The sequence below is a fragment of the Bacillus sp. PSXD-155 genome, assembly GCF_049310765.1.
Lineage (GTDB): Bacteria > Bacillota > Bacilli > Bacillales > Bacillaceae_G > Bacillus_A > Bacillus_A cereus.
This window is the reverse complement of the sequence record NZ_JBMOWC010000023.1, coordinates 1-23,616: the sequence shown is the minus strand read 5'-3', so window position 1 is coordinate 23,616 and position 23,616 is coordinate 1. Positions and strand designations below refer to the sequence as shown.

The window sequence follows — 23,616 nt, the reverse complement described above, 5'->3', positions numbered from 1 at the left end:
CAAATGCTAGCTGTTTTCTTTTTGACATTGATAAATGGCTAACGTTTTTGGATCACGCCATATACCGTTATGAAGTGACAATTCATTTTCTACTTCTTCTTTTAGCCATACCTTCATTTCCGTGTGAAGGTATGTATTATCAGGTATATTTAGCGACGGAAACATGCTAGAAATATAGTTTACAATCGGAGTAGCATGATGAAAAACGAGAGCATTATGAATAACTGCTTCTTCAACAGTTGGAAAAACAGACTGTAATATCTCTTTACCATTTTCCAAACAAAATGGCGTGACTGAAGATGTTGTTTTCGGTAAATCAAATGCGTCTAACATGCGGTTACACATTTCAACTATACGAGGTAATGTAACGTCAGAATTTGTTGTAGCTAAAAGTGAGCCACCAGGACGTATTACTTTATGGAATCCTTGGATTGTTTTTTCGACGTCTTTCATGTGGTATAACATATGTCTTGCGACGATCCAGTCGTAGCAATTAGCTTCGAAAGGAAGTTTACCAGCGTCACCTAGTCTCCACTCGATTATGCTATTTTTTATTGTAGCTTCAGAAAGCATCGTTTTCGATTGATCCAAACCTGTTAAATGTCCTGTATGACCGTTAGTTTGTAATAGGGAAAGGAAACTCCCGTTAGCGCACCCAACCTCTAATATTTTTTCATCTCCTTGAAGTTGTAAATGATCCATGACGACTTCATCTAAATTCACATGTTTTTCTTCATAATGTTTATGCGTATTAATACGTGTTTGTAAATGGTTACTTACGTTGTATTGGCGTTTTACATCATTCATCTTTTCGCATTCCACTTTCGTGCAAAATTGCTGAATTGCGTGCGTTAATACATCTGTTTTCTTTAAACCTTCGTAATGGAGTGCTAATTCAAACCTTTCAAGTAATTTCTCTTCAATTCGAAAATGAATATCTTTTCGTTTTGTCACTGAAATTTCGCCCCTTTGCATCTGTTAGTGAGACTATAGCACGTCTGGAAATTTTGTGTAAATCATTTGTGTACACAAAATTATGGGGATGAAAAAAATATTTGAATATGATTTTAAACTATTGACGATTTAAATGTTTTCATATATTCTTAAATTAAGTAATATTCAAATAATTCAAAAGAAATGAGAGAGTCACATGCTTCTTCAAGGAACACATCGAATTGGTCGTATGGCCATGCTGTTGGCACTTGCGGATGAGAATGAAAGTCCTGTATTATCCATTCCAAAAGGTTGGAAGTATTGTACGGGGAAAGTGGGTTCAATGAATTCGCAAAAGGTTGTCGCAGCAATGGAAACAGCGGCTAAAAGCAACCAAGTTATTGAAACAGACGTTTACAGAGAAACACATGCACTTTATCATGCAATTATGGAAGCTTTGTACGGAGTGACGAGAGGTCAAATTCAGTTAGCAGACGTTCTTCGTACAGTAGGACTTCGTTTTGCGATTGTGCGCGGTACACCATACGACGGAAAAAAAGAAGGCGAATGGGTTGCTGTTGCATTATATGGAACGATTGGTGCACCTGTAAAAGGATCTGAGCATGAGGCGATTGGTTTAGGAATTAATCACATATGATTTGCCCATAGTCTATTAGTTAGAAGGGGGCCTTACTTTTTTAGGACAGAAGTCTGTCTTAAAAAGATAAGGTCCCCTTTTGCCTTTTTAAGGAGGAAAAATGATGATTACGTTAACAGGACATACATTGACAGTTGAAGAAATGAAGAGGTTATTACTGGAAGGAGAAGGTGTAACAGCTTGTCCAACTAGTATGCAAAAGGTAGCGGAGTGCCGCGAAGTAGTTGAGAAAATTGTAGAGGACGGAAGAGTCGTTTACGGAATTACAACTGGATTTGGAAAGTTTAGTGATGTGCTTATCCAAAAAGATGATGTAAAGGCACTTCAGCATAATTTAATTCAGTCACATGCATGCGGGATTGGTGATCCATTCTCTGAAGAAGTATCGCGCGGAATGTTAATTTTACGAGCAAACACGATGCTTAAAGGAGTATCAGGCGTAAGGCCGCTTGTTGTAAATATGCTTCTTGAGTTTGTAAATCGTAAAATTCATCCAGTCGTTCCGCAACAAGGTTCACTTGGTGCAAGTGGAGATTTAGCGCCTTTATCTCATCTCGCGCTCGTATTATTAGGCGAAGGTGAAGTGTTCTATAAAGGGAAACGCGTTCATGCAATGGTTGCTCTTACAGAAGAAGGGCTTGAGCCAATTGAACTTGAAGCGAAAGAAGGTCTTGCGTTAATTAATGGTACGCAGGCGATGACGGCACAAGGAGTTCTTTCTTATATAGAAGCAGAAGCAACGGCGTATCAAGCTGAACTAATTGCTTCGATGACAATTGAAGGGTTACAAGGCATTATTGATGCATTTGATGAAAATGTTCATAAAGCACGTGGTTATAAAGAGCAAGTGGAAGTAGCAAGCAGAATTCGTGACATTCTTCATGATAGTAAATTAACAACAAAACAAGGAGAACTACGTGTACAGGATGCCTATTCACTTCGCTGTATCCCGCAAGTACACGGTGCTTCTTGGCAAGTTTTAAATTATGTGAAAGAAAAATTAGAAATTGAAATGAATGCAGCAACAGATAATCCGCTTATCTTTGATGGTGGGGAAAAAGTAATTTCGGGCGGGAATTTCCATGGTCAACCGATTGCGTTTGCGATGGACTTCTTAAAAGTAGGAATGGCAGAACTTGCAAATATTTCAGAACGTCGTATTGAGCGTTTAGTAAATCCGCAATTAAATGATTTACCACCATTTTTAAGTCCAGAACCAGGACTACAGTCAGGTGCAATGATTATGCAATATGCTGCAGCGTCACTAGTTTCTGAAAATAAAACGTTAGCACATCCGGCGAGTGTAGATTCAATTCCGTCTTCTGCTAACCAAGAAGATCATGTAAGTATGGGAACAATTGCTTCACGCCATGCACATCAGATCATTCAAAATGCAAGACGTGTTCTTTCAATTGAGATGATTTGTGCAATGCAAGCAGCAGAATATCGCGGTATTGAAAACATGAGTGCAGTGACGAAGAGCTTCTACCATCAAGGCCGTCAACAAGTACCTTCTATTACAAATGACCGCATATTCTCAACTGATATTGAAAATATTGCGCATTGGTTAAAAACGAATTATTCGATAAAAGAAAGATTAGATGTAAACGCAGCACTATAAAATGAGAAAAGGGAGAGATTGAAATGGAAAAAGTACAACAAACAATTCGCGCGCCAAGAGGTACAGAGTTACAAACGAAAGGTTGGGTGCAAGAAGCAGCACTTCGAATGTTAATGAACAATTTAGATCCTGAGGTAGCTGAAAAACCAGAAGAATTAGTTGTATATGGTGGAATTGGCCGTGCAGCTCGTAACTGGGAAAGCTACAATGCAATCGTAGATTCATTAAAAACGTTAGAAAGCGATGAAACGTTACTTGTTCAATCAGGAAAACCAGTTGCCATTTTTAAATCACATGAAGACGCGCCGCGTGTTCTGTTAGCGAATTCAAACTTAGTACCAAAATGGGCGAATTGGGATCACTTCCGAGAACTAGAGAAAAAAGGTCTTATGATGTACGGACAAATGACAGCTGGTAGCTGGATTTACATTGGAACACAAGGGATTCTACAAGGAACATATGAAACATTTGGTGAAGCAGCTCGTCAACATTTTGAAGGTTCATTAAAAGGTACATTAACACTTACTGCTGGTTTAGGTGGTATGGGTGGTGCACAACCTCTTGCTGTAACGATGAATGGCGGTGTTGTCATTGCTATTGATGTAGATAAGCGTAGTATCGATCGTCGTATTGAAAAGAGATATTGTGATAAGTATACAGAATCATTAGAAGAAGCATTGGCTATTGCAAACGAGTATAAAGAGAAGAAAGAGCCTATTTCAATTGGATTATTAGGCAATGCAGCAGAAATTTTACCTGAGTTAGTAAATCGTAATATTATCCCTGACTTAGTTACGGATCAAACATCTGCTCATGACCCATTAAACGGTTATATTCCAGTAGGTTATACGTTAGAAGAGGCAGCGAAACTTCGTGAAGAAGATCCAGAACGTTACGTACAATTATCAAAAGAAAGTATGACAAAACATGTAGAAGCAATGCTTGTAATGCAAGAAAAAGGCGCAATTACATTTGATTATGGAAATAACATTCGCCAAGTTGCTTTCGATGAAGGCTTGAAAAATGCATTCGATTTCCCAGGATTCGTTCCAGCATTTATCCGTCCATTATTCTGTGAAGGAAAAGGACCGTTCCGCTGGGTAGCACTTTCTGGTGATCCAGAAGATATTTATAAAACAGACGAAGTAATTTTACGCGAGTTCGCTGATAATGAACATTTATGTAACTGGATTCGTATGGCTCGTCAGCAAGTTGAATTCCAAGGTCTTCCATCACGTATTTGTTGGTTAGGTTACGGTGAGCGTGCGAAATTTGGTCGCATCATTAATGAAATGGTGGCAAATGGTGAATTATCAGCACCAATCGTAATCGGTCGTGACCATTTAGATTGCGGATCAGTAGCATCTCCAAACCGTGAAACAGAAGCGATGAAAGACGGTAGTGATGCAGTAGCAGACTGGCCAATTTTAAATGCATTAATTAACAGTGTAAACGGTGCAAGCTGGGTGTCTGTTCACCACGGTGGCGGCGTTGGTATGGGGTATTCACTTCACGCTGGAATGGTTATCGTTGCAGATGGAACAGAAGCAGCAGCAAAACGTATTGAACGCGTATTAACTTCTGACCCTGGTATGGGTGTTGTTCGTCACGTAGATGCTGGGTATGACTTAGCTGTTGAAACTGCGAAAGAAAAAGGCGTTAACATTCCAATGATGAAATAAGGAGGAGAAAACATGCTGGACACTTTACTAATAAATATCGGTCAATTACTAACAATGGATCAAGAAGATGGCTTGTTAAGACGGGAAGCAATGAACACGCTTCCTGTTATCGAAAACGGTGTAGTCGGAATTGAAAATGGCGTAATCACTTTCGTTGGAACAGCGGAAGAAGTAAAAGGATTACAAGCGAAAGAAGTTATTGATTGCGGAGGGAAAATGGTTTCTCCTGGCCTAGTTGATCCGCATACTCATCTTGTATTTGGTGGATCTCGTGAAAATGAAATCGCGCTGAAATTACAAGGAGTTCCGTACTTAGAAATTTTAGAACAAGGCGGCGGTATTCTTTCGACTGTAAATGCAACGAAACAAGCATCGAAAGAAGAACTTGTTCAAAAAGCGAAATTCCATTTAGACCGCATGCTATCTTTCGGTGTGACAACTGTAGAAGCGAAGAGTGGTTACGGATTAGATGATGAGACGGAATGGAAACAATTAGAGGCAACTGCACAATTACAAAAAGAGCATCCAGTCGATTTAGTTTCAACATTTTTAGGTGCTCATGCAGTTCCAAAAGAGTATAAAGGAAGATCAAAAGAGTTTTTACAATGGATGTTAGATTTATTGCCAGAAATGAAAGAGAAGCAATTGGCTGAGTTCGTCGATATTTTCTGTGAAACAGGTGTGTTCTCTGTCGAAGAGTCAAAAGAGTTTTTACTAAAAGCGAAAGAGCTTGGCTTTGATGTGAAAATTCATGCAGATGAAATCGACCCTCTTGGTGGTGCGGAAGCTGCTGCTGAAATCGGTGCAGCATCAGCAGATCATTTAGTTGGCGCTTCTGATAAAGGAATTGAAATGCTTGCAAACTCGAATACAGTAGCAACTCTATTACCAGGAACAACTTTCTATTTAAATAAAGAAAGCTTCGCTCGCGGTCGTAAAATGATTGATGAAGGTGTTGCAGTTGCATTAGCTACAGACTTTAACCCAGGTAGCTGTCCAACTGAAAACATTCAGCTTATTATGAGCATTGCAATGCTAAAACTGAAAATGACACCAGAAGAAGTTTGGAATGCCGTAACAGTTAACTCATCTTATGCCATTAACCGTGGTGATGTAGCTGGGAAAATTAGAGTTGGTCGTAAGGCAGATTTAGTGTTATGGGATGCTTACAATTATGCTTACGTACCGTACCATTATGGTGTAAGTCATGTAAATACAGTATGGAAGAATGGGAATATTGCATATACAAGAGGTGAACAATCGTGGAGCACGGCCACTATTTAAAGAAAAATGCAAAGTTTATTGATCGTGAAGTGACGAAATGGAGTGAAATGATTAAAGATTGGGAGGAAGGTGTAGAAATATTCGGTGCTGCCTTAATTGGAGCACCCCTTTCTAAACCATCTATTAGTCATTCAGGTGCATGTTTTGCGCCAAAAACAATTCGTGCGATGTTAGATGCATATAGTACATACGCAATTACAGAAGAACACGATATGAAAGAAAGTGTTCTGTATGATTGCGGTGATATTACGATGCATGTGACGGATATAAAAGAAAGTCATAACCGAATTGCGAAAACAGTTGGTCATGTAACGAAAGTAAATCCGAACATGATACCAATCGTACTTGGTGGTGACCACTCAATTAGTTTTCCAAGTATAACAGGATTTGCAAATAGTAAAGGGAAAATCGGTATTATTCAATTTGATGCTCATCATGATTTACGTAATTTAGATGATGGTGGTCCATCAAATGGTACACCGTTCCGTAGTTTGCTAGAAAATGATGTCATAACAGGAAAACAACTCGTTCAAATCGGCATTCGTAATTTTTCAAATGCACGTGCGTACCATGAATATGCAAAAGAACATGGTGTGACAGTGTACACAATGAAAGACGTACGAAAACGAGAAATAAAAGATATTATCACGGAAAGTATTGAAGTATTAAGAAATCAGGGTGTGACTTCTATTTACATTTCTCTTGATATGGACGTACTAGACCAAGCATTTGCGCCAGGTTGTCCAGCAATTGGCCCTGGTGGGATGGATAGTACTACTTTACTTGATGCAATTGAATTTCTTGGTAAAGAGCCACTCGTTCAAGGGATGGATATAGTAGAAATTGATCCAACTCTTGATTTTAGGGATATGACGAGTAGAGTAGCTGCGCAAGTGATTATGAGTTTTCTTTTAGCGCGGGAGACGATTCGTAAGCAGGTTAGTATATAGACAGAAAAGTAGATCTTTATTTATGCCTTATCAAAAACACATCACTACTTAAATGTAGTGATGTGTTTTTGTGTTAAAAGAGAATGAATGTGTGTGGAACCGTTAATGGAATTGCGGTTTTTATAGTGTATTGTGTAAATTTAATTTCTTGCTTCTGAAGTGTTGACGTGTAAAATAATTTTGTGATAAAATAAAAATTTTGCTAAAAAAATGAATGTGTGTTAAGCTTAAGAAGGTTACCATATATGGAGGTGGATTATTTGTTTCAAATTGGCGATAACATTGTTTATCCAATGCAAGGAGCAGGTATAATTAAAGCCATAGAAGAGAAAGAAATCGCAGGAAAAAAACAACAATATTATGTTATAAAAATGTCGGCTAACAATATGGAAATAATGATTCCTGAAGGCAAAATATTGAACTCAAATATACGACCAGTTACAGATATCAAGGCATTACTACACATAATAGATATTTTTTTGCATGGGGAATCAGATAGATTACTTACGTGGAAACAAAGGTATAAAGTGAACACTGATAAAATAAAAACGGGTAAAATGCAAGAAGGTGCTGAAGTTGTGCGTGATTTAATGCGTATACAGAAAGAAAAAGCACTTAATGCAAGCGAAAAGAAAATGTTAGATAACGCACATGAATTTTTGATTAGTGAACTTGGATTAATTGAAGGTATCACAGAAAATCAAATAAAAAGCTTTTGTTAAGGTTCATTACAAATAATGTATTGCATCCCAAAAAAGATCTTGAATTTTTTGGGAACATAATTATAGGCAATCAATCATTTCAAAGACATTCAACTCTTTCAAACCACTTTTAAAGCATTAACCTCTTTTGTTATTACTACAATCAAATCCATTTTTATTTTAAATTTCTTTTACGAATGTTCGAAGTTTAATTCAATACTTCGATAAAATAGTTACTTGATTTTTGCAATCCTGATTCACACTGGCACGGACGAGGAGCCGTAAGGATGAAAGAGAGGTAGGGCTTTCATTGTTTTAGGTATATAAGTTAGTATTTTTAGAAGAATACTGAACCATATTCACTTCTATTGATAAGGTATTTTTTATATTAAAGAGATAAACGAATTGACAGCCATATATGGTCAACAAAAAAGGTTTCCTTCTAAGGAAACCTTTTTAATATTATTTATAGTATTTTATTTTTTTGATATTCGAATTTTTTATTGTAAAGTCGTAAAAATTGACGTTACTATCTAAAAGTAAGTATGATGCGATTATAGTAAGATTTTTTAGGGGGAAGAAAAATGACAAGTTCAAGTAATAAAGCAGCGAGTATTTATGAAGGAACAAATGTAAACGCTGGTGGATCTTTTGAAAACGTTGAAGAAACAAAGTTGTTTGATCCAATTCAAATTGGAGCTTTGTCTCTTCGTAATCGTATAGCAATGGCACCGATGACAAGATGCTTTGCAGATAATGAGACTGGAGTAGTTGGCGCTGATGTAGTGGAATACTACAGAAAACGTGCTGCGGATGGAATTGGACTAATTATTACAGAAGGAATTGTCATTAGTCCGAGAGCAAAAGGGAACCCAGGAGTACCAGGTATTTATACGCAAGAACAAATCGATTCTTGGAAACCTGTTACAGAGGCAGTACATAAAGAAGGCGGGACGATTATTGCTCAAATATGGCATGTTGGGCGTATGAGTCATCATGAAATAATTGGTGGTCAATTGCCACAAGCACCGTCTGCTATTGCTGCAGAAGGGAATGTTCCGCGTTTTCGTAAACCGTTTGATACACCAGAAGCATTGACGTTAGAAGAAATAGAAGAAGTTATTGGTCAATACGCACAAGCTGCGAAAAATGCAATCGAAGCTGGGTTTGATGGAGTAGAAATTCACGGTGCACACGGATATTTAATTGATCAATTTACTTATGAGTTTGCGAATAAGCGAACAGATAAATACGGTGGTGATTTAAAACAAAGGTTAACATTTATGAAAGAAGTAACGGAGGCTGTAATAGAAGCAGTTGGAGCCGATAAAACACTTCTTCGTTTCTCTGCTTTTAAAGGTGATAACCCTACTTATATGTGGGAAAATCCAGAGCTTGCAATTGAAACGTTCGTAAATATGTTCAAAGAAGTTGGATTAACGATGATCCATCCTTCAACGATGAATTATACGCAAGAGATTGCTGACGGAAAGAATTTTCATCAACTAGTAAGAAAATATTGGGATGGTACGATTGTTGGGGTTGGTAATTTAAATCCGAAAGAGGCCGAAGAAGCGTTGCAAGAAGGAACAATTGATGTAGTGGCATTCGGCAGACCGTTAATTGCTAATCCAGACTTTGTTCATCGAATTAAACATGCTGAAAGTTTAGTTGAATATGACGCGAAAGAGCATCTTGCTACGTTAGTATGAATAAAGATAAAAGGAGAGCACACCGAGTGTTCTCCTTTTATTATGGGATTTCATAGGGGGAAGCGGGATGAGTGAAACGCTACTCGTTATTATTAGTATATTACTATTTTTAATGTTGCTTTTAATCATCTTTTTTATCATTACATTTTTTATAAAAAAACGAACACATCATTCTATTTTAAAGTTACATCCGTACTTAGGAAGAATGCGCTACTTACTGGAAAAGATAGGGCCTGAATTTCGACAATATTGGTTTGATCATGATACGGATGGAAAGCCTTTCTCACGTTATGATTTTCAAAGTGTTATGTTTTTAGCGAAATATCGCTCTGAAATACTTGGTTTTGGATCAAAACGAGATTTTGAAGCTTCTGGCTATTATATTGCTAATACATTATTTCCGATATTAACTGAGGAATTAAGTGTGAATCTTTCGCAAGAGCGGGAAGGTAAAAAGTACATGATTCATAAAGAAGGATTATTTTCAAGAAGAGAAAAATTGACAGCGGATACAACGAATCTTTGGCTGTACGAAGAAGATGATGCAATTATAGTCGGTGAAAACCGTAAATATCCGTGGAAACTACATGGCATGTTTGGAGCATCTGCGACTTCTTACGGCGCGATTGGAGAAAATTATATTTTAGCGAGTGGTTTTGGAGCGAAAATGGCAGGCGGATCGTGGATTAATACTGGTGAAGGTGGCGTTATTCCAGAACATTTACATACAGGAGCGAATATCGTTGCGCAAATTGGTCCAGGGTTATTTGGGTACCGTGATGAGGACGGTAATTTTTCAATGGGAAAATTCATGGAGAAAGCGAAAGAAAGTAATATTAGAGCATTCGAATTGAAATTTGGGCAAGGTGCTAAAATACGTGGTGGTCATCTAGAGGGACAAAAAGTAAATGAGAAAATTGCTTTTGTTCGCAACGTCCGAAAGGGAGAGACGATTAATTCACCGAATCGATTTTCATTTTTAAAGAATGCAGTGGATACACTTTGTTTTATTCAACAGTTGCAAGAAAGCGGCGGTAAACCAGTTGGAATGAAAATTGTAATTGGTCAGCAGGAGCCTTTGGAAGATTTAATAAAAACAATGAAAGAACTAAATATTTACCCAGATTTTATTACAATAGACGGTTCAGAAGGTGGATCAGGGGCAACGTATAAATCGATGGCAGATTGTATGGGACTGCCGCTTATTCCAGCATTACTTACATTTATCGATACAGCAAATTATTATGGTGTCCGTAACAAGTTTAAAGTATTTGCATCGGGTAAATTAATCACACCAGATAAAGTGGCGATTGCTTTAGCGATTGGAGCGGATGCTGTAAGTTCAGCCCGCGGATTTATGATGGCAAGCGGCTGTATTATGGCCCTTCAATGTAATTCTGGCCAATGTCCATCTGGTGTAGCCACGACGAATCCGCATTATCAAAAAGCGTTAGATCCGTATGAGAAGAAGTGGCGAGTCATGAATTATATAATAAGTATGAGATATAGTGTGTTCTCACTCGCAGCAGCAGCGGGAGTAAAGAGTCCGCGCCATTTAATGAGAGAGCATATTGTGTTTAAAGATGAGGTGGGGCGGGTAGTTTCTCTTTCAGAATTGTTTCCTACTAGTAAATAGAAGATGAGCTATGCTTAAATAGAGTTAAAAGTCATACATTTGTATGGCTTTTTTATTTTCTGAATATTATTACTTTAATTTCTTGAAAAATCATTGTAATCCACTGGGATAAAGGCGTTTATAAAGGTTTTCACATGTAATGAAAAGTGCTCGTTCACTTGAAAGAACAAAAAATGTTTGTTAAGGTAGGGAACCATAAGCGAAAACAAGAAAATAGAAAAAGTCATTTTTCGAAATTTTGAATGGCTTATGGAATAAGGGAGAGATTTGGTGAAGATTGAAATTATGGTTTCGCTTGCTATTTATATGGCAGGTATGTTGTATATCGGATATTGGTCTTATAAGAAGACATCCGATTTATCAGATTATATGTTAGGTGGAAGGGGACTCGGTCCAGCAGTTACAGCTTTATCAGCTGGTGCTTCTGACATGAGTGGTTGGATGCTAATGGGATTACCTGGTGCGATGTATGCAACAGGATTATCAAGTGTATGGATTGCGATAGGTTTATTAATAGGTGCTTATGCAAACTATTTAATCATTGCCCCACGTTTACGAACGTATACAGAAGTGGCAAATGATTCAATTACGATTCCAGACTTTTTAGAGAATCGGTTTAAAGATCGTACGAAAATACTTCGTTTTGTCTCCGCTATCGTCATTTTAGTATTTTTCACATTCTATGCGTCGGCTGGTTTAGTTTCAGGTGGACGTTTGTTTGAAAATTCTTTCAACCTAGATTATAAAATTGGTTTATTTGTAACAGTGGGTGTCGTTGTTGCGTATACACTATTCGGTGGCTTTCTAGCCGTAAGCTGGACGGACTTTGTACAAGGTTGTATTATGTTTATTGCGCTTGTACTAGTGCCAATTGTTGCTTTTACGGATGTCGGTGGTGTAACAGAAACATTTAATACGATTAAACAAGTCGATGCATCGCATTTAGATATGTTTAAAGGGACCACAATACTTGGCATTATTTCATTTTTAGCATGGGGACTTGGGTATTTTGGTCAACCGCATATTATTGTCCGTTTTATGGCAATCACCTCTATTAAAGATTTAAAGACTTCTCGTAGAATCGGTATCGGTTGGATGACGATTTCAATTATAGGTGCAATGCTTACTGGTCTAATTGGTATCGCTTATTATGCTAAAAATAATGCGACATTACAAGACCCAGAAATGGTCTTTGTAACATTCTCCAATATTTTATTCCATCCGTACATTACAGGATTTTTATTATCAGCTATTTTGGCTTCGATTATGAGTAGTATTTCCTCACAATTACTTGTTATTTCAAGTGCAGTAACGGAAGACTTCTATAAAACATTTTTCCGTCGTAATGCAAGTGACAAAGAACTTGTATTTATCGGTAGATTGTCAGTATTAGTAGTAGCTATGATCGCAGTTGTTTTAGCGTATCATCCAAGTGATACAATTTTAACACTGGTAGGTTATGCTTGGGCTGGATTTGGTTCAGCGTTCGGACCAGCCATTTTATTAAGTTTATATTGGAAAAGGACGAATAAATGGGGCGTTCTTGCAGGTATGATTGTTGGTGCAGTAGTTGTTATAGCATGGGTACAAATTCCAAGTTTAAAAGCAATTATGTATGAAATGGTACCTGGATTTTTCTGTAGTTTATTAACTGTTATCGTTGTAAGTTTATTAACGAAAGAACCCGTTAAAGCAGTTCATCGTGAATTTAATGAGATGGAAGCAATATTGGAAGAAGAAACGAAATGATTAGCGAAGAGAGTAAACGAAACTGGCGTTTACTCTCTTTTTATTTAAAATGAAAATAAGGAACTTATTGACAACTAAAAGTAAGTAACTTATAATAAATTTGAGTTCAAGTTAATTTGTACTTTGAATAAAGATTTTAAATGGAGTAAATATTTTTTAAAAACTATCTCGAATTTGAGATGAATTGACAAGCTGGAAGTTAATGTGTATTTTTATAATCGATATCTCGAATTCGAGATAAAATTATAATGACGGATTTTACTTTGTAGCATGGACAAAATGAATAATGAATTTAAATGTAAAAGAATTTTTATAATGAAATAAAAAAGGAGTGGAAGAAATGGAAAAGAAAACAATGGGAATCCATCACATTACAGCGATTGTAGGGCATCCACAAGAAAATGTAGACTTTTATGCTGGTGTATTAGGGTTACGTTTAGTGAAACAAACAGTGAATTTTGATGATCCAGGTACGTACCATCTTTATTTTGGAAATGAAGGAGGAAAACCTGGAACAATTATTACGTTTTTCCCATGGGCAGGTGCTCGTCAAGGTATTATTGGGGATGGTCAAGTAGGAATTACGTCTTACGTTGTACCAAAAGGTGCAATGGAGTTTTGGGAAAATAGATTAGAAAAATTCGATGTTTCGTATACGAAAATGACTCGTTTTGGAGAGGAGTATTTAGAATTTGATGATCCGCATGGTTTGCATATAGAATTAGTTGAAAGAGAAGCAGGCGAATTAAATAATTGGAGTTTTGGAGAAGTTACACCAGAAGTAGCAATTAAAGGGTTTGGAGGTGCTGTTCTTTTATCTGCACAGCCTCAAAAAACAGCTGAATTGTTAGAACATATTATGGGTCTTGAGAAAATTGGAGAAGAGGGTGAATTTGTTCGATTCCGTTCTTCTGCTGATATTGGAAATATTATTGATTTGAAATTATCAACAATCGGTCGTGGCCAAATGGGCGTTGGTACAGTTCATCATATAGCTTGGAGAGCGATTGACGATGCTGATCAGCTAGACTGGAAAGAGCATGTGTCGCGTTTTGGATATCACGTAACTCCTGTACAAGATCGAAATTATTTTAACGCGATTTATTTTAGAGAACATGGTGAAATCTTATTTGAAATTGCAACAGATCCTCCTGGTTTCGCTCATGATGAATCGTTAGAGACGATGGGTGAGGAATTAAAGTTACCGGAACAATATGAACAACATAGAAAACAGATTGAACAAACGCTTTTACCATTTGAAGTGAGAAATTTAGATTAAAGTGATTGAAGGGGGAATAGGATTATGATGAAACATGTTTTTCAAAAAGGAAAAGATACGTCAAAACCAGTGTTGTTATTACTTCATGGCACAGGTGGTAATGAATTAGATTTACTACCACTTGCAGAAATAATTGATCCGGAAGCGTCGGTATTAAGCGTTAGGGGAAATGTGTTAGAGAATGGGATGCCGCGTTTCTTCCGCCGATTAGCAGAGGGCATTTTTGATGAAGAGGATTTAATTTTCCGTACGAAGGAATTAAATGAATTTTTAGATGAAGCGGCTAAAGAATATAAATTCGATAGAAATAACATTGTAGCTATCGGTTATTCGAATGGGGCAAATATCGCAGCAAGCTTATTATTCCATTACGAAAATGCATTAAAAGGTGCTGTGCTTCATCACCCAATGGTACCAAGAAGAGGAATGCAATTAGCAAATTTAGCAGGGAAATCTGTGTTTATTGCTGCTGGGACAAATGACCCAATTTGTTCATCAGCAGAGTCAGAGGAATTGAAGGTACTATTAGAAAATGCAAATGCGAATGTAACAATGCATTGGGAAAATCGAGGGCATCAATTAACGATGGGTGAAGTAGAAAAAGCAAAAGAGTGGTATGACAAAGCATTTTAAAAAAAGAAGCATCTGCTAATCGTTAGCAGATGCTTCTTTTTTATTTAAGACTGGATTGCAAGATGAGATGAAGAAAGTGGTAGCTCAATATCAACAATCGTACCTTTATTTAATTCGCTTGAAATGTGTAATCTACCATGATGTTCTTCAATTATTTTGTAACACATCATTAATCCTAGTCCTGTGCCTTTTTCTTTTAAACTATAAAAAGGTTCGCCTAGACGGGAGATACGATCTTCAGGAATGCCGCAACCTTCATCGATAATTCGTATTAAGATGAAATTATCCTCTAATGGTTTTGTTTGGATGAAAATATTTCCGCCATTTGGCATTGCTTCTATCGCATTTTTTAATATGTTTATAAACACTTGTTTTAATTGATTACCGTCACATTGAATATCATATACGTAATCAAAATGATCCATGATGATATGAACGCTATGCATAATTGCAGTCGGTAAAATAAATGTAACTACCTCTTCAATTAAAGTTTGTATGTTACAAGTTTGGATAGATAATACTTGTGGCTTAGACATCGCCATAAATTGACTCGTGATGGATTCCATTTGTGAAATCTCACTTAACATAACATCGATATACCATTTCTGCTCCTCACTTATTTCAGGGAGGAGCAACGTTAGAAAACCTTTTAGAGAAGTGAGTGGATTTCGAATTTCATGGGCAATTCCAGCTGTCAGTTGTCCGACTACTGCGAGCTTCTCTGATTTTCGTAGTAACTTTTCAGTTTCTTTTAGCTCAGTAACATCTCTCCCCATCACGATAAGACCTTTGCGAGAACCATCAGGATGATAAAGCGGAACTTTTGATATACTTAAGATTAGATCGAAATCATCTCTATGTATAATAAATTCCTCGCCATGAAGAATTTGTCTTTGTTGCCATGCTAGTTCATCGATTTCTTCACAATGTAAAAAAGCTTCTCGGTATGCTTCATTATATTGAATGAGTTCGCTATCTTTTTTCCCGTGGTAAGGTACATGATGGAAATTGAAGCAAGAAAGTGCGTAATCATTTGCCTCAAGCCAGCGCCCTTCATGATCTTTAAAAATAACAAACGCAGGCATGGAGTTTACTAATGTACGTAATCTCTTCTCACTTTCTTTTAGCATATTCTCAATTCTTTCTGATTTTTCAAGCGGCTTCATAATAGCATATACGCCAGTAAGACGATTTTGAACAAAAATAGGAACTAGTTTTGTCACAACATCTAATAAGAATCCATTTTTATGATAAATAGATAAGATATACTCTTGTTGATTATCCGCTTCAGTATTCTTTATATTTTGTAATACTTGCTCAGAAATATGGGCTTCTAAAATAGAGGTAATATTTTTCTGTTCTAATTCTAAAGAAGTGTAACCTAATATTCTTTCGGCAGAAGGATTTATATGTAGAATAACTCCTTCTAAATTTAATGAAATAATACTATCAGGATTGTGTTCGAACAGAGATGCGTACATTTCTGTTAATGAACGATCTTGTATATGGTTTCGCAAACGTCTAGAAATGTTCGGATGACGTTTTTTTTGAGTTGGTGAATATTTTTTACGACTCATAATAGTTCCTCCGTACAAATAGCATCTAAAAAGATTTGTCTATTTATAACTATAATATAGATGTAATGTGTATTTCTATAAAAAATGGAAGTTATAGAATAAATTTTGTTTTTTTTTATTTTTTGCAAGGTGAATGCAGGATGGTAATAAGGGGAGCTTATATTGTTTTATAAACCTTTTGTAAGTTACAGACGGCCGTTTTCCGTATAACATTAGGGTAGAGGAGGGGGAGAGAAAATGAAAAATTATATTCAAGGGATTGATCACGTGCAAGTAGCTGCACCTGTAGGGTGTGAAGAAGAGGCGCGTGATTTTTATGGGAATACGATTGGTATGGAAGAAATTCCAAAGCCAGAAGAGTTGAAAAAACGAGGTGGATGTTGGTTTAAATGTGGAAATCAAGAAATCCATATTGGTGTCGAGCGGAACTTTACACCAGCTAAAAAGGCTCATCCAGCTTTTTATGTGAATGAAATTAATGAATTTAAGCAAACACTTATAGAGCAAGGTGTTAAAGTGATTGATGATTATGCACGACCAGATGTAATTCGATTTTACGTGTCAGATCCATTTGGAAACCGAATTGAATTTATGCAAAATAAAGACTAGGTGGATTCCCACCTAGTCTTTAACTTCTTCTGAAAAGTCCTAACACTTCTACAGTTTCTGTAATATTAACGAATGCATTCGGATCGATTTCAGAAATTGTTAGTTTCATACTTGCTAATTCTTCACGAGAAACGACCGTCATAAGTACACGCTTTTTCTCGCTTGAATAAGCACCTTCGCCATCAAGTAACGTTATTCCACGTACAACAGTTGAAAGAAGTTGTTTTTTCATTTTTTCTGCTTCATTTGTTACAATCATAAGTGTAACTTTACGATGTTTTGTATGAACAGCATCAATTACTTTACCAGTTACATAAATTGAAAGTAAGCTTGTAAGTGCAACATCCCAGGTGAAGAAAAATCCTGCGATTATTACAACGACTGCATTTAAAATAATAAGGAATCCGCCAAGTTTAATGTCTCGCTTGCGGGATAAAAGCATACCGATAATATCAAATCCACCAGTGGATCCATTACAGTTAAAAACAAGACCAATACCAGCTCCGGCGATGACACCTCCGAAGATAGAAGATAACAATGGATCTGTTGCTACGACTTTTACTGGAACGTAGTATAATGCAACAGATAATACAACTACAGAGACAACTGTGTTAAAAATTACTTTTTTTCCAAGACCTATGTACCCTAAAATAAGGATAGGTAAGTTTAATACAAAGTTAATAATGCCTGTGTTTACAGGGGTTACAATCCCTAAAATAATAGCAATTCCGCCAATTCCACTACTTAAAATTTTGTGGGGGATAAGGAAAAGATTAAAGGCAACCGCAATAATAATAGAACCGATAATAACACCAAGGAATCTGACCATTTCTTTCCCGTCCTTCACTGAAAAATTCATATTATTTCAAGATTATATATGATATTGAAAGTTTTGGGTAAAAACAGTTTATTTAGGTAAATTAGATTAATCAAAAGAATTTGAGTATTTTATCATTTGAAAGGGGATACAGTTGTGAAGATAAAAACATATCAACAGAAAAGCCCGTTGAAGCAAGAATGTGAGGATTCTTATTTTTGTAATAAAGAAAAAAAGATTTATGGTGTATGTGACGGTGCAACACCACTTGTCCCGTTTCGTGATGAAAAGGGACATAATGGAGCATACATCGCTTCGCATTTATTTGCAAGTTATTTTACTGCATTACGAGAGAATCATAGTTTACAATTTGCAGTTGCCAAAGCAAATGAAGCATTGCAAAGCAAAATGTTAGAATATGAAGTAGACACGAGAAAAAAAGAGCATTTGTGGTGCACATGTATCGCGGCAGTCCAAATAGTTGGTGAGAAAATTGAATATGCGCAGCTTGGGGACTGTATGATTGTCGCAACTTTTCAAAATGGAACGATGCAAGTATTAACGAAAGACACAGTTGAAGGAATTAGTAAAAGAGCAAAAAAGAAGAGGGAAGAAGATCGTAAAAAAGGGTTATCTGTACCAGAAGAATATGTTTTTCAAGATGTTCGAGAACAGTTAAAATACAATCGTTATCTTGCAAATATGCCAGATGGTTATTCAGTTGCAAATGGAATGAAAGAAGCGATACATTATTTACAACATGGTGAATTACATACAGATGAAGTGAGTGGGATTTTTATTTGTTCAGACGGGTTATTTCACCCAGATTGGTCATTAGAACAAACTGTTGCATATATAAGAAAGAATAGTATAAACGAATATATAGCAATTATTGAAGAGCTAGAAGCGGAAAAGAGAATAAGGCCAGATGATAAAACGATTATTATGATTGATTTTTAAGAGGAGGCAGTTCAAATGGAAATTAAACGTGTCAATCTAACATTTCAAGATGAATTAGTTCCTTTAGAAAAAGTAAACAAACTGATTATTCACCATACAGCTGAAGATGGATGGGACGTGTATAAAACGCATGAATTTCATCAAACTGTAAGGGGGTGGAGCGGAATTGGTTACAACTATTTTATCGAAAAGGATGGAACTGTAGTGGAAGGACGAGGTTTACATATTGGAGCGCACGCGAAAGACCATAACCGCCATACAATTGGAATATGTATGACGGGAAATTTCGATAAATACGATCCAACTCCTGCACAAGTGAATGCATTATATTCTTTATGCAAACTGTTTATGAAGCAATTTGCTATAAAGAAAGAAAATATACTCGGTCATAGAGAGTTAGAAGGAGTTACAAAAAGCTGTCCTGGTAATCGTTTTTCTATGGTAGAGTTAAGGAAGATACTATCTTAAATATAGAGGAGTAACAACGATGATGAATATAAAAATACCAAATGATAAAAAAGAAGAACTTGTAGCACAAATTCAGCAATTTTTTATGGAAGAAGATTTAGATGAAATTGGACGTTTCCAAGCAGAGCGTTTAATAGAAGAAATGATTAAATTAGTTGGACCGTTTGCATATAATCAAGCAATTGGAGATGCAAGAAAGCTTGTAAGTGAGAAATTAACGAATATCGAAGAAGATTTATACGTGCTAGAGAAGAATGAAGGAAAATAAAAAAAGAGCCGATGGGCTCTTTTTTTATTTTTCTTTCTTATGTTCTTTATATTCATGTACTTTTTCTTTTACATTACCAACTGTATCTTTAGCAGTGCCTTTCACCTTATCCCATTTTCCTTCAGCTTGTAATTTCTTATTGTCAGTTACTTTCCCAACAACTTCTTTTACTTCACCTTTTACCTTATCAATGGCACCTTCTACTTTTTCTTTTAAACCATGATCATGTTTAGTCATACATTTCTCCTCCTTGTAGTTTGATTAGAATTCTCTTTTCATATTGCAAGTTGAATGATGTATCTAGTAATATCGTAACAAATCTAGTTTGAATATTCAAATGATTAATAGGATAGAAAAGGATTTGTCATAAAATGTTTAAAAATGTAACGGAAGGAGAAATAAAGTAAATTATATGTCTTTTGCGGTCCATATTGATTTTGTATAAGCAATTTTCATGTGGGCACGCTCCATGTTATTTTGACTGCCGCTACCGAACCTTGCTTGTCCAACTATTAAAGTACAATTGGATTCAATAGCTGTCTTAATTCGCTTTTGAATTAATGCAGTATGACAGCCTTTACGCTGAAATTCTGGCAAAGTAGCAGAAGCAGCTAATGATGCGACACCTTTATTTATATACAGGACACCAATACCAGCAGGGCTATTTTGAATTTCTGCTATGAAAAAATGCCATCCTGGTTCATTGTAAAGAATTTCGTTATTTTGGTGAACACCATCTTTTGTAAAGGATGGCATATTAAATCCACGTACATATATGTCTGCAAAAATATCAAATTCATTTTCTTTCAGTTTTCGTAATGTAATATTAGAAGGAAGAAGTGATGAACCCTTTCTCGGTATACTATACAAAGCAGTATGGAAGCTAGATTGGTAAAAACCTTTTTGAGATAAGTATTGAAATAGTTCAGTTGTGCCTTGCGCTGGTGTAATTTCAAAACGGCAAGGAATTTGTAGTGATTTATAATAAGAAATGATTGCATCAATCGCATCTGCATTTGTAATACCTTTTACCGTATTAAAAGCAGGACCGGCAATTATTTTTGATGAAAAGGCAGTGGCACTACCGAAATTTTTCATTTGCACTTGCATTGGATTTCCACTCATTGCTTGTAGTCCCTCTAATCTAGAAGAGAGCATATCAATTTCTGCATTTTCAATTTCTGTTGCTATATCGAGTGTCATAACAGTAGTCATAAAATTCCTCCGTTAATAAATATATTTCATAGTATATATACGATTTTTGTTTTGAGATTCCTGTTGTAATGTAGGAGAATAAGAAGTTTTTTGGAAGGGAAATGGAATTGAACTGTCGAAGGGAGTGGAAACAGATTAAAGGTGGTGCTCTCATGAAACAAAAAGTCGTGCAGACATGCTCTAATTGTGGTTCTCATAACATAGGAGAAGGTGAGTTTGTCGGATATGCACAAATACGGAAAAAGGAGACGATGTTCACATCTTCACCAGTAGATGCTTATATTTGTACAGATTGTGGCAGTATACTTCTGTTAAAGGTACGGAACTATCAAAAGTTTAAGCAGAAACCGTTATGATGATTAAAAGATGATTATACCCCAACTTGTTTACGAATCGTCTTATATTAAGGAAATTGATATAAGTGATATTTTACATATATGTGAATATGATATAGGGAAATAATTGGTAATTTATATCGCATAAGGGTACATAAATCGCTGAGTGATACGAAAAATAAAGAAGATTTATAAAAATGTTACGCTATTTTTCCCTTAGATAATTTTTGTCTAAGGGTCTCTCTCTTCTAACGAAAGTACAGTTTAGTAAAGCTATTATTAAGAGGAACTGTTATCGGCATTGTTATACTCTAGTATTAGGAAAAAATGTACGCTATGAAGTCAAAATATAAGGTGGACAGGTGAATAATATAAAACCTCCTAAATAACATCAGTGTAATCATAACTTGATAAAGTATATAGAAATAGGAACGGTGTTTACATACAGTTTAGTTATCAAAACAAAGGAGGCATATTTATATGGAGGTTGTGAGAAGCTTTTAAGTTTCCGATGTATGCGTAACAGTTAATGTAAGAAAGGATTTTATTTTTGGGGTTTTAAAAAATATCAATAAATGATTAGGATAACAGTTGTTTAAAATGAAGAAATAGGCCTTCATCACTGGGACCTATTTCTTCATTTTATGGCTCTGGTAGTAATGAGCTATACTTCCGCATTACCTTATCTTTCAAGAGACTTTGTAATGGAACTGTTTTGCAATGTCCTTTTGTAATTAAAAACCCTCAATTAATCCTTTTTTAATCCCTTTTACGACTGCTCCAACTCTTGAATCTACACCCAATTTTCTAATAATTGAAGAAATGTGATATTCTACAGTTCTTTTGCTGATGGAAAGGTCCATACTAATCTCATAATTTGTTTTATCTTTTGAGATTAAGTGAAGTATTCTTTGTTCAGCAGAAGTTAGTGCTTCAATATTATTTCCCATAATTTGATTTTTAGAAAATAGTATATATCCCATGTGACTTTGACGAATGGCGTTAGCTAGGTCAAATGCTGATCTTTCTTTCGTGATGTATGCACTTGCTCCAGCTTCAAAGGCCGCATTATAATATTCTTCATGATCATATCCTGATAGAATTACAACCTTTACATCCGGAAATTTTGCCAATAAATCTTTTGTAAGTTCAATGCCGTTATATTGCTTCATCCTGATGTCCGTAACAATTACATCAGGACGGGTTTCTGCCACGGTTTTAATTAATATGGAAGGATCATTGACGGTATTAATTACCTTAATATCTTCCTCAGATTCTAGTAGTCTTTGGATGCCTAGCATAACTAGCAAATGGTCATCCACTAGTAGTGTATGTATACTCATTTTTTTCCTCCCAATTTACTGGAATGGTAAATGTGACTAATGTCCCATGTTCTTTTTCAGAAGATATTCTCAAATTTCCGTTTAACTCGGAAACTTGACGCTGGATAGTCATTAGGCCAAGGTGGTTGCTTGTACTAAATTCAGAAAAACTGTTTGGAACACAAAAGCCTATGCCATCATCTTCTACAGTACAAACATAGCAGCCTTTTTCTTCTATGATATGTATTTGAACATTATTCCCCTTGGAATGCTTAATAGCATTATTCAGTAGCTCTTTTATTATGCGATAGATCTGTATTTCGAGATTCTTCGAGAGAATTTTTAATTTGCAATTAAATTGTATATGAATGAGAATGCGATAATTTAATTCGAACTCGCGTTTTAGTGTGTGTAAACTCGCTTCTAAGCCTAAATCTTCTACGATAATAGGGTGAAGATTATGACACATTTTTCTAATACTATAGATAATATCTTCAAGTTGCTCATCCATTGAATTTAATATATCTATAGAAAAGTTTCTCTTAGTCTGAAGCATTCTTATTTCGTTTAATTGCAAAATAAGAATTTGAAGAATTTCATCATGTAAGAAAATCGAAAGCCTTTTCCTTTCGTCCTCTAGAGACTGTATAATTTGGTAGTTAAATTGTTTCCAGTTTTGAGCCTTTACCTTTGCTTTTCGAATTTCTTTTTTATTACTATTGAGGGTATTAACACTTAATAGTAAATTTGCCGAGTTTATTACAACCTCTTCAAGTTCATTAATTTCTTTAGGTTTAAATAATGTATAATCATTTTTTTCACCAATAATAATAGCTCCCTGCATGCCTTGGTAAATAAGTATTGGAAAACAAATTAAGTGGTATTTTTCAAACTGAATATGAATAGGAGTAGTACCTTCCTTTAGTAACAGATTCTGTTCAAGTTGATTCAATTGGTTAAATAGCTCAAATTTATCCATATCCTGAAAAATACCTGTCTCATATAATGAATGATAAATACTATTTGAGTTCCATATTATAGACACACCATTAATGTTGAACATCTGGTTAATAAGCTGTCCTATTAATTTTGCAAGCTCTTTAGCATGTTTCTCCTTAGAGAGTGTTTGAAAAAGTTCAATCTTATGTAAACCTGATTGCGCATCATTTTTTATGTTGAAATACCTAAATAATGAGAGAATAAGTTT

At 35.7% G+C, this 23,616-nt stretch carries 23 protein-coding genes; 16 read left to right on the top strand and 7 right to left on the bottom strand.

Annotation, left to right across the window (positions count from 1 at the left end):
- Positions 1–6: 6 nt before the first annotated feature.
- Positions 7–954, bottom strand: a complete 948-nt coding sequence (locus ACO6VI_RS21700; RefSeq protein WP_063548373.1) for a class I SAM-dependent methyltransferase — start codon at positions 952–954, stop codon at positions 7–9.
- A 196-nt stretch (positions 955–1,150) separates the two neighbouring features.
- Here ACO6VI_RS21700 and hutP point away from each other — a divergent pair, with 196 nt between their 5' ends.
- The 11 genes from hutP to ACO6VI_RS21645 all read left to right on the top strand — a co-directional run bounded on the left by hutP (position 1,151) and on the right by ACO6VI_RS21645 (position 14,838).
- Positions 1,151–1,591 (top strand): hut operon transcriptional regulator HutP, encoded by a 441-nt coding sequence (hutP, locus tag ACO6VI_RS21695; protein WP_000926516.1) that lies wholly within the window; start codon positions 1,151–1,153, stop codon positions 1,589–1,591.
- 103 nt (positions 1,592–1,694) lie between these two features.
- Complete coding sequence (gene hutH / locus ACO6VI_RS21690) at positions 1,695–3,212, top strand: histidine ammonia-lyase (RefSeq protein WP_422424047.1); 1,518 nt, start codon at positions 1,695–1,697, stop codon at positions 3,210–3,212.
- Between the two features lie 23 nt (positions 3,213–3,235).
- Complete coding sequence (gene hutU, locus ACO6VI_RS21685; RefSeq protein WP_023522768.1) at positions 3,236–4,894, top strand: urocanate hydratase; 1,659 nt, start codon at positions 3,236–3,238, stop codon at positions 4,892–4,894.
- 12 nt (positions 4,895–4,906) lie between these two features.
- Complete coding sequence (gene hutI, locus ACO6VI_RS21680) at positions 4,907–6,178, top strand: imidazolonepropionase (RefSeq protein WP_063548369.1); 1,272 nt, start codon at positions 4,907–4,909, stop codon at positions 6,176–6,178.
- A complete protein-coding gene (gene hutG, locus ACO6VI_RS21675; protein WP_023522766.1) occupies positions 6,157–7,128 on the top strand; it encodes a formimidoylglutamase in 972 nt (323 codons plus the stop codon). The genes hutI and hutG overlap by 22 nt, the downstream gene beginning before the upstream one ends.
- A gap of 260 nt (positions 7,129–7,388) precedes the next feature.
- Positions 7,389–7,850 (top strand): CarD family transcriptional regulator, encoded by a 462-nt coding sequence (locus ACO6VI_RS21670; RefSeq protein WP_175056340.1) that lies wholly within the window; start codon positions 7,389–7,391, stop codon positions 7,848–7,850.
- Between the two features lie 563 nt (positions 7,851–8,413).
- On the top strand, positions 8,414–9,541 hold the full coding sequence (locus tag ACO6VI_RS21665; protein WP_023522763.1) for an alkene reductase: 1,128 nt from the start codon (positions 8,414–8,416) through the stop codon (positions 9,539–9,541).
- 67 nt (positions 9,542–9,608) lie between these two features.
- A complete protein-coding gene (locus ACO6VI_RS21660; protein WP_063548367.1) occupies positions 9,609–11,177 on the top strand; it encodes an FMN-binding glutamate synthase family protein in 1,569 nt (522 codons plus the stop codon).
- A gap of 270 nt (positions 11,178–11,447) precedes the next feature.
- Complete coding sequence (putP, locus tag ACO6VI_RS21655) at positions 11,448–12,926, top strand: sodium/proline symporter PutP (protein WP_065484965.1); 1,479 nt, start codon at positions 11,448–11,450, stop codon at positions 12,924–12,926.
- Positions 12,927–13,266: 340 nt separating this feature from the next.
- Positions 13,267–14,205: a ring-cleaving dioxygenase gene (locus tag ACO6VI_RS21650; RefSeq protein ID WP_000412726.1), complete on the top strand. Its 939-nt coding sequence runs from the start codon at positions 13,267–13,269 to the stop codon at positions 14,203–14,205.
- Between the two features lie 24 nt (positions 14,206–14,229).
- Complete coding sequence (locus tag ACO6VI_RS21645; RefSeq protein ID WP_000975455.1) at positions 14,230–14,838, top strand: alpha/beta hydrolase; 609 nt, start codon at positions 14,230–14,232, stop codon at positions 14,836–14,838.
- A gap of 44 nt (positions 14,839–14,882) precedes the next feature.
- Here ACO6VI_RS21645 and ACO6VI_RS21640 read toward each other — a convergent pair whose 3' ends face one another.
- The gene (locus ACO6VI_RS21640) at positions 14,883–16,415 is read right to left on the bottom strand and encodes a BA3702 family sensor histidine kinase (RefSeq protein WP_000087652.1); all 1,533 of its coding nucleotides are present in this window, start codon (positions 16,413–16,415) and stop codon (positions 14,883–14,885) included.
- A 237-nt stretch (positions 16,416–16,652) separates the two neighbouring features.
- Here ACO6VI_RS21640 and ACO6VI_RS21635 point away from each other — a divergent pair, with 237 nt between their 5' ends.
- Positions 16,653–17,024 (top strand): VOC family protein, encoded by a 372-nt coding sequence (locus tag ACO6VI_RS21635; RefSeq protein ID WP_000800772.1) that lies wholly within the window; start codon positions 16,653–16,655, stop codon positions 17,022–17,024.
- A 19-nt stretch (positions 17,025–17,043) separates the two neighbouring features.
- Here ACO6VI_RS21635 and ACO6VI_RS21630 read toward each other — a convergent pair whose 3' ends face one another.
- Complete coding sequence (locus ACO6VI_RS21630) at positions 17,044–17,853, bottom strand: YitT family protein (protein WP_000251344.1); 810 nt, start codon at positions 17,851–17,853, stop codon at positions 17,044–17,046.
- A 126-nt stretch (positions 17,854–17,979) separates the two neighbouring features.
- Between ACO6VI_RS21630 and ACO6VI_RS21625 the strand changes: the two genes are divergently transcribed.
- The 3 genes from ACO6VI_RS21625 to ACO6VI_RS21615 are packed head-to-tail and all read left to right on the top strand — an operon-like array spanning position 17,980 to position 19,537.
- Positions 17,980–18,801: a protein phosphatase 2C domain-containing protein gene (locus tag ACO6VI_RS21625; protein WP_140157221.1), complete on the top strand. Its 822-nt coding sequence runs from the start codon at positions 17,980–17,982 to the stop codon at positions 18,799–18,801.
- 15 nt (positions 18,802–18,816) lie between these two features.
- Entirely contained in the window at positions 18,817–19,269 is a 453-nt protein-coding gene (locus ACO6VI_RS21620; protein WP_000403999.1) for a peptidoglycan recognition protein family protein, read from the top strand.
- 19 nt (positions 19,270–19,288) lie between these two features.
- Positions 19,289–19,537: a DUF2164 domain-containing protein gene (locus tag ACO6VI_RS21615; protein ID WP_000981064.1), complete on the top strand. Its 249-nt coding sequence runs from the start codon at positions 19,289–19,291 to the stop codon at positions 19,535–19,537.
- A gap of 24 nt (positions 19,538–19,561) precedes the next feature.
- Here ACO6VI_RS21615 and ACO6VI_RS21610 read toward each other — a convergent pair whose 3' ends face one another.
- Together ACO6VI_RS21610 and ACO6VI_RS21605 are read right to left on the bottom strand one after the other, a co-directional pair.
- Positions 19,562–19,774 carry a CsbD family protein gene (locus tag ACO6VI_RS21610; RefSeq protein ID WP_000160410.1) on the bottom strand — a complete coding sequence of 71 codons (213 nt, stop codon included), beginning with the start codon at positions 19,772–19,774 and terminating at the stop codon, positions 19,562–19,564.
- Positions 19,775–19,945: 171 nt separating this feature from the next.
- Positions 19,946–20,752, bottom strand: a complete 807-nt coding sequence (locus ACO6VI_RS21605) for a GNAT family N-acetyltransferase (RefSeq protein ID WP_063548361.1) — start codon at positions 20,750–20,752, stop codon at positions 19,946–19,948.
- Positions 20,753–20,904: 152 nt separating this feature from the next.
- On the opposite strand from ACO6VI_RS21605, the gene ACO6VI_RS21600 reads away from it, so the two are divergent.
- Complete coding sequence (locus ACO6VI_RS21600) at positions 20,905–21,108, top strand: hypothetical protein (RefSeq protein WP_063549354.1); 204 nt, start codon at positions 20,905–20,907, stop codon at positions 21,106–21,108.
- 713 nt (positions 21,109–21,821) lie between these two features.
- Here ACO6VI_RS21600 and ACO6VI_RS21595 read toward each other — a convergent pair.
- Both ACO6VI_RS21595 and ACO6VI_RS21590 read right to left on the bottom strand, forming a co-directional pair.
- Complete coding sequence (locus ACO6VI_RS21595) at positions 21,822–22,430, bottom strand: response regulator transcription factor (protein ID WP_023522756.1); 609 nt, start codon at positions 22,428–22,430, stop codon at positions 21,822–21,824.
- Positions 22,402–23,616, bottom strand: a 1,215-nt coding sequence (locus ACO6VI_RS21590) for a sensor histidine kinase (protein ID WP_422424038.1), incomplete at its 5' end; no start/stop codon positions are given. The genes ACO6VI_RS21590 and ACO6VI_RS21595, both read right to left, overlap by 29 nt.

Bases quoted from the DNA above. Each gene is read 5' to 3' on its own strand.
- ACO6VI_RS21620 (WP_000403999.1), top strand. From the start codon at position 18,817: ATGGAAATTAAACGTGTCAATCTAACATTTCAAGATGAATTAGTTCCT.
- ACO6VI_RS21615 (WP_000981064.1), top strand. From the start codon at position 19,289: ATGATGAATATAAAAATACCAAATGATAAAAAAGAAGAACTTGTAGCA.
- hutU (WP_023522768.1), top strand. From the start codon at position 3,236: ATGGAAAAAGTACAACAAACAATTCGCGCGCCAAGAGGTACAGAGTTA.
- ACO6VI_RS21665 (WP_023522763.1), top strand. From the start codon at position 8,414: ATGACAAGTTCAAGTAATAAAGCAGCGAGTATTTATGAAGGAACAAAT.
- ACO6VI_RS21595 (WP_023522756.1), bottom strand. From the start codon at position 22,430: ATGAGTATACATACACTACTAGTGGATGACCATTTGCTAGTTATGCTA.
- ACO6VI_RS21640 (WP_000087652.1), bottom strand. From the start codon at position 16,415: ATGAGTCGTAAAAAATATTCACCAACTCAAAAAAAACGTCATCCGAAC.
- ACO6VI_RS21635 (WP_000800772.1), top strand. From the start codon at position 16,653: ATGAAAAATTATATTCAAGGGATTGATCACGTGCAAGTAGCTGCACCT.
- ACO6VI_RS21600 (WP_063549354.1), top strand. From the start codon at position 20,905: ATGAAACAAAAAGTCGTGCAGACATGCTCTAATTGTGGTTCTCATAAC.
- ACO6VI_RS21650 (WP_000412726.1), top strand. From the start codon at position 13,267: ATGGAAAAGAAAACAATGGGAATCCATCACATTACAGCGATTGTAGGG.
- hutH (WP_422424047.1), top strand. From the start codon at position 1,695: ATGATTACGTTAACAGGACATACATTGACAGTTGAAGAAATGAAGAGG.
- ACO6VI_RS21605 (WP_063548361.1), bottom strand. From the start codon at position 20,752: ATGACTACTGTTATGACACTCGATATAGCAACAGAAATTGAAAATGCA.
- ACO6VI_RS21660 (WP_063548367.1), top strand. From the start codon at position 9,609: ATGAGTGAAACGCTACTCGTTATTATTAGTATATTACTATTTTTAATG.
- hutI (WP_063548369.1), top strand. From the start codon at position 4,907: ATGCTGGACACTTTACTAATAAATATCGGTCAATTACTAACAATGGAT.
- hutP (WP_000926516.1), top strand. From the start codon at position 1,151: ATGCTTCTTCAAGGAACACATCGAATTGGTCGTATGGCCATGCTGTTG.
- ACO6VI_RS21610 (WP_000160410.1), bottom strand. From the start codon at position 19,774: ATGACTAAACATGATCATGGTTTAAAAGAAAAAGTAGAAGGTGCCATT.
- ACO6VI_RS21645 (WP_000975455.1), top strand. From the start codon at position 14,230: ATGATGAAACATGTTTTTCAAAAAGGAAAAGATACGTCAAAACCAGTG.
- ACO6VI_RS21630 (WP_000251344.1), bottom strand. From the start codon at position 17,853: ATGGTCAGATTCCTTGGTGTTATTATCGGTTCTATTATTATTGCGGTT.